Consider the following 6,000-nt stretch of genomic DNA (forward strand, 5'->3'; position numbering starts at 1 on the left):
GATTCCGTCTTTCGCATACTGTATACAATTCTTGACAGCCGGTCCGGTTCACGGCATGAGCAGTGCATGCGCACCGCACTCTCCATACCTTCGGCCCTGTGCTCGCCCGCGCTCCCGCTGCCTGCGGGACCGCGCCGCTGCGCGCACCCGGTCCACCGGTGGTGGCGGCCCTGACCTCAGGGCCGTGGAGGTTCGCGCACGCCGTTGCCACAAGGCGCGGCATCCGTCGATAAACCAACCGCGGTCGGAACTCCGGGCGCGGCGCATACCTCCTTGCGTATCCCCCGCGCATCCTGGTCTGGAGTTCCCCGCGCTCAGCATGAGGAGCTTCGACCATGTCCACCATCCCCCGCATGTTTCCCGCCGGTGTCACCTACGGCGCCACCCTGCCCACCGATGGCGGCTGCGCCTGCGCCGCCGCCGCGCGTGCGGCCACTCAGGCCACGCCCCCCGCGCCGCCTGCTGCCGACGGTCTGTTCGGCCCCTACGGCGGGCAGTACGTGCCGGAGCACATCAAGCCCGTGCTCGATGAACTGGCCGCCACCTTTGAACGCTACCACGCCGACCCGGACTTTCTGGCCGAGCTGGAATACTACCTGACCCGCTATTCCGGCCGCCAGACGCCGCTGTTCCTGTGCGCCAACCTTACCGCGCGCCTGGGCGGGGCCAATATCTACCTCAAGCGCGAAGACCTGAACCACCTTGGCGCGCACAAGGTGAACAACACCATCGGGCAGATTCTGCTGGCCAAGCGCATGGGCAAGAAAAAGGTCATCGCGGAAACGGGCGCGGGTCAGCATGGCGTGGCCACCGCCGCCACTGCGGCCCTCATGGGCATGCAGTGCACCATCCACATGGGCGCGGAAGACATGGAGCGCCAGAAGCTGAACGTGTTCCGCATGCGCATGATGGGCGCGGAAGTGGTGCCCGCCATGAGCGGCCAGCGCACCCTGAAGGAGGCCGTGGACGAGGCCCTGGCCGCATGGCTGGGCGACGCGGAAAACACCTTCTACCTGCTGGGTTCCGCCGTGGGGCCGCACCCGTACCCGCGCATCGTGCGGCACTTTCAGTCGGTGATCGGGCGCGAGGCGCGCGCGCAGATGCTGGAGGCCGAAGGCCGCCTGCCCGACTGCGCCGTGGCCTGCGTGGGGGGCGGTTCCAACGCCATCGGCCTGTTTGCGGACTTCATCGCCGACGAAGGCGTGCGGCTCATCGGGGTCGAGCCTGCCGGGCGCGGCCTGAGCTACGGCGACCATGCGGCCACCCTGTGCATGGGCACGCCGGGGGTCATGCACGGTTTTCATTCGTACATGCTGAAGGATGAGGCGGGCGAACCCGCCGCCGTGTATTCCATTTCCGCCGGGCTGGACTACCCCGGCGTGGGGCCGGAGCACAGCCACCTCAAGGATCTGGGCCGCGCCGAGTACGCCAGCGTGACCGATGCCGAGGCCCTGGACGCCTTCTTCGTCCTGTCGCGCACGGAAGGCATCATCCCCGCGCTGGAATCGTCCCACGCCCTGGCTCACGCCATGAAGCTGGCCCCCGCCATGGGCAGGGACGCCATCATCCTGGTGAACCTGTCCGGCCGGGGCGACAAGGACGTGGCCCAGGTGGAGGAAATGGTCAGCGCCGGGCTGGTTACCCCGCCGAAGCTGTAGGCACCGGGGGGATGGGCGGACGCCGGTGACCGGCATGCCCGCATGACAAAACGCAACGCCGGGCGGCGCGGGAAGCATCCCGTTCCGTCCGGCGTTTTCGTGTTGCCGCACCGTGTTGTCGCGCCGGGGGGGGCGCTACGCCCCGGCGCGTGTCAGGTGTGTACCGGGGGACAGTCGGGCGCGTTTCAAATGCGCAGCATGTTGCCGGTATACGGCGTGGTGACGGGCGTTTCTTCCGGCGTCGCGGTGGGGGCCATGCCGGTTGCGGGGCGCGGCGTGTTGTCCGCCCTGCCGGGGCGCTGAGTCTGCCAGTGGTCCAGTTGGGCAAGGAACCCGTTCAGCGCCGTCTCCAGCGCGGGGTAGTCGGGGAACTCGTCGTTCCAGCGCTTCCACAGCAGCAGTTCGCCCGTTTCGGGAGAAAGGCCGAAGGCGGCCCCGCCTGTGCGGGCGCCCAGGCAGGCATCGGTCAGCAGTGCCCGCAGATCGTCCTCGCGCAGGTGGCCGAACCCCGCGCCCACGGTCCCTACGGGTGCGGCGGCCAACAGGGCGTGGTCGTCCGGGTCGTGGTACAGGGTGACGACGTACTTGCCGTCAAAGCACAGGGTGCAGGGGGTCTGCCCATCAAGGGTGAGCGGCCCTGTGCCCATGCGGGTTCCCAGTTCGTGCAGCAGTTCCTGGATGGTCATGGTGCGTCCTTTGCGGCGGTTGATGCGCCTAGTCTGCCTGGAAGTAGTACCGGGAAAGCAGCGGCATTTCGTGCGCGTGGGTGCGCAAGGCGTCTTCCACGCGGGCAAGGTAGGCGTCGTTGCCCAGGGTGCGCAATTCCGCCAGTTCCTGCCGTACCGCGCCCCTGAGCTCGCCCAGTTGACCCGCCGGTATCGAGGGATCGGGGGCTTCCGCCATCTGCAGCAGCAGGTCGTGCATCAGGGGCCGGGCGTACACGGCGGGGTCGGTCAGCCGTTGCAGCAGCGCGGCCTCGTGCGCCAGTTGCTCGCGCAGGCGTTCGTCCTGCGGCAGGATGCGGCCATCGGGCAGGGTGACCGGTTCGCGCAGCAAGGGGAAGCGCGCCGGGTCGAAGTCCTGGGTGCGGCTGATGTCCAGCGAATCCGCGCTCTGCATCAGCAGTGCCTCTGCCGTCAGCGGCCTGTGCTGGTCGCGGTGGTCCGGATCGTCGATCTGGAGGCGGTACTGGGTTTCAAAGGCCTCGCCGAACGATTCCACGCCAAAGGCGGTGCGCATGGCCTGCACGCCAATGTCGGCGCTTTGCGTTTCGTACACGTCGCTGCCGTTGGCCTCGCGCCCGCTGTCGTGCGCGGCGATGCCGCAGAGCACGGCGTTCTTGTCCACGGCCACGCCCCGCTCGCGCATGATGTTGGCCATGACGTTGGCGAAGATGAACCCCCGGCAGGCGTGCCCCATGCCATGGACGCCGACGTCGCCGTCAAACGTTTCCTCATGGTGGCGGTAACGATCCAGCATGCCGGTGAAGAAGGTGCGCCGCTGCGCCTGGGTGGCCGTGGCCAGGCCGCCGGGGGTGGTCGGTGCGGGAAAGGGCGCGATGGTGCGCGGCGTCTTGGCCGGGAAGTGGGTGTCCAATGCGGCGCCAAGCCCGGGTATGGCCGCACCCAGCGCGCCCCGCACGGTGGGCGGCATGTAGTCGAGCGGGGCGGCAAAGCCCGGCTGCTGCGGCTTGGGGCGGTCCAGTTGCTGGGCAAGGCCGGTGGCCGTGTAGTTCATGAAGTCGCCCAGAAAGCGCGCGGTGGACAACCCTTCCGCCGGGAACAGCGGGTCGTTGGCCGGGTCGTGCAGTTTGAAGCATGCCCCGCGCAGGTTGCGGGCGGCGGGCGATTCCAGCGCGTCCAGCATGCTGGACGCCAGCGCCGGGTTGCTGGCGTGCAGCAGGGTTGCGGCCATGAAGGCGGTGCGGTTGAACTCGGTGAACACGTCGTCCGGTCCGAATTCCTCGGGGTTGGTTTCCGCACGGAAGGCATCGATGCTGACGCCAAGGTTGCCCACCCCGGTGGCGAATTCGCGCACCAGGGCATCCAGCGGAGGGTTGGGGCCAAGGCGTTCCATGCGCGCCACCTGGGCCATGGCGTTGGCATGGATCATGCGCATTTCCAGCGGGTTCGTCAGGGCGCGGGCGCTGATGACCCAGCTGCGAAAGGCGGCACGCTGCGCCTCGTTATCGAAGTGCAGGCTTTCCATGTCGCGCAGCAGGGCGGCTTTTTGCGTGATGGGCCGTTCGGCGGCGGCGCGGATGGCGTCGGAAAGAACAGTTTCCATGTTCACGCCACGGCCTTCGGCATCGGCCGCAGAGATCGCCCGTTCCACGTTTTCGAGGAATCGCGACTTCACCCGGTCCAGCGCGGCCCCGGCAAGGGGAACTTCGGTCAGGCCGGAATCGGGCGGCAGCAGGCTGAGCAGGCGCGCGTTGAATTCCTCGGCATTGCCGTCCAGCAGCGCGGTCGCCGCGTTGCGCAGTTCACGCACGGATTGATGCGAGGTGCCGAAGGTGGCGCTTTCCGCCTGCTGCTGACGTTCGACGCTCCTGTCGTGCGAGGCGTCGATATCCGCCTGTGACAGGAAGGGCACCCCCAGGCCGCGCAGTTGTGCCACGGCCTGCTCCTGCCATCCGTGCGATCCGCCGACATCGGTGAAGTCCATGAAGGTCAGCTTGATGTCGTGGGCACGGGCAAATTCCACAAGGTTCGCCACCTTCCCCGCGTCGACGGTGTGCGCCCGCCAGTCCAGCAGGTCGCCGACATCCATGCGGATTTCCGCCACGTCGCGGCCGGGAACGAACGTGCCCTGCAACTGGGCCTCGATGTAGCGGCCCTGCAGGGCAAGGGTGTTCCGGCCGGTGGCGGCAGCATGCATCAGGGTGGTGCCGTCCACGTCGCCAAGATGCGGCAGCAGGTTTTCCAGCGTGTCGAAGGTGGCGGTGCGGGCGCGCTGGGCATCGGCATCGGCAAAGGCGCGCACCAGCAGCGGGCGTACCCAGTCGTTGCCGATGGCGTCCTTTTCGCCGCGCACTCCGGCCTGTTCCACCAGCGTCTCGAACTGCTTCAGGGTCATCTGTGCGCCTTCGGGCACGCGGGCCAGCGCTGCCGAAAGGTCGCGCCGCAGTTGCGATGCGGGGTCGCGCAGCACGGCGGCGGCATCCGCAGGCAGTCCGGGCAGCGCGCCTTCCCGCAGGGCGTCCAGTTGGGCGTTGAGGGCGGCGGTGCGTTGCGCGTCGAAGTGCATGGGCACGGTGACGAAGGTGTCGTCCACCGTGTAGGTGGCGCGCCGGGCCGTTTCCGGCCGCAGCACGAACACGCACGAGCCGTAGTTGGAGGCCGCGCCGTTGCGCACGCCCGCCACGTTCAGGGCCGCGTACAGGGGGCGTTCGTTGGCCCGCGCGGGTTGGCCCGAAAGTTCGGGAAACACGCTTTTTTCTATCTCGTCGCGAAAGGCAACGTAGTGCGCCCCGCGCGGCATGATGCCCCGGTCCGCCAGATGGAAGGCGTTGCTCCACGCCGTGTCGCCCATGACCTGCCCTTCCGCGCCGAAGAAATGCGTGGGGTCGATGTTCATGGTCAGTTCGCTGCCCCGCAGGATGTCCCCAAAGGCACGCGGGTCCAGCGGCGCGCCGTCGGGGGCGGTGATGCGCCTGTCGGCCAGCATGGCGCTGGTGGGGCCGTGCGCGCGTTCGGCTTGCGTGGTGGACTGGGCGGTGGTTTCCACCAGGGTTTGCATGTTGCGGGGCGAAAGGTCGCGGGCATGGGCATCCGGCCCTTCGTGCGCACGTTCGGCAAAGCGGTGCCCCTGGCGCAGGGCGGCGTCGGCTTCGGGCGTGTCCGCAAGGTCCATCACGGAAAGGATGCGTTCGCTCACGTCTTTCAGCACCACGGCTTCCATGTCGAACAGGTTGGAAAGGGCGGCGCGCGCATCGGCGTTGGCGGGGTTGGCCCGCACCTCGGCCTGCAGGGCCTCTTTCAGCAGGGCCATCTGGGGCGACTGGAACGTCTGGTACACGGCGGTAAGGTCTGCATTGGAAAGCCCCTGCACGGCGCGGGTCATCTGGGCAAGGCCCACGGGCTCCGTCTGGGCGGGGGTAAGGCGGTTCAGCCCCGCGAACCGGCCAAGGCTGGTCTGGAAGGACTTCAGACCGCCCAGCAGGTCTGCGGGTTTCAGGCCGCCGCCGGGGCGGGTCAGCGCGTGCAGCGCGGAGGAGGCATTGGCCTGCATGCCCGCCTCGGCCCGTTCGATGCGGGTGGCGGTGGTGAACCCCTGGAAGGGCAGGGAGTTCCCCTTGATCTGGTCCAGCCGCAACGGCGGCTGCCCCGCGAGTTGCACG

3 protein-coding genes (1 of these 3 only partly in view) are annotated in these 6,000 nt (G+C 68.5%); 1 reads left to right on the top strand and 2 read right to left on the bottom strand.

All coding sequences use genetic code 11. From position 1 onward, the window contains the following. Positions 1-335 precede the first annotated feature (335 nt). Positions 336-1,658 carry a tryptophan synthase subunit beta gene (gene trpB, locus DESTE_RS11840; RefSeq protein WP_035067839.1) on the top strand — a complete coding sequence of 441 codons (1,323 nt, stop codon included), beginning with the start codon at positions 336-338 and terminating at the stop codon, positions 1,656-1,658. A 185-nt stretch (positions 1,659-1,843) separates the two neighbouring features. Here trpB and DESTE_RS11845 read toward each other — a convergent pair whose 3' ends face one another. Together DESTE_RS11845 and DESTE_RS11850 are read right to left on the bottom strand one after the other, a co-directional pair. Further along, on the bottom strand, positions 1,844-2,344 hold the full coding sequence (locus DESTE_RS11845; RefSeq protein WP_051384443.1) for a type III secretion system chaperone: 501 nt from the start codon (positions 2,342-2,344) through the stop codon (positions 1,844-1,846). Positions 2,345-2,372: 28 nt separating this feature from the next. Further along, positions 2,373-6,000, bottom strand: the 3' portion of a protein-coding gene (locus DESTE_RS11850; protein WP_035067841.1) for a DUF3626 domain-containing protein. 86 nt of this gene lie beyond the right edge of the window; only the last 3,628 of its 3,714 coding nucleotides appear in the window; its start codon lies off the right edge, out of view; the stop codon is at positions 2,373-2,375.

Origin of the sequence: Nitratidesulfovibrio termitidis HI1 (assembly GCF_000504305.1) — a bacterium.
GTDB lineage: Bacteria > Desulfobacterota > Desulfovibrionia > Desulfovibrionales > Desulfovibrionaceae > Cupidesulfovibrio > Cupidesulfovibrio termitidis.

Excerpts from the sequence above, each read along its gene's own strand:
- trpB (WP_035067839.1), top strand. The coding sequence starts at position 336 with ATGTCCACCATCCCCCGCATGTTTCCCGCCGGTGTCACCTACGGCGCC.
- DESTE_RS11845 (WP_051384443.1), bottom strand. The coding sequence starts at position 2,344 with ATGACCATCCAGGAACTGCTGCACGAACTGGGAACCCGCATGGGCACA.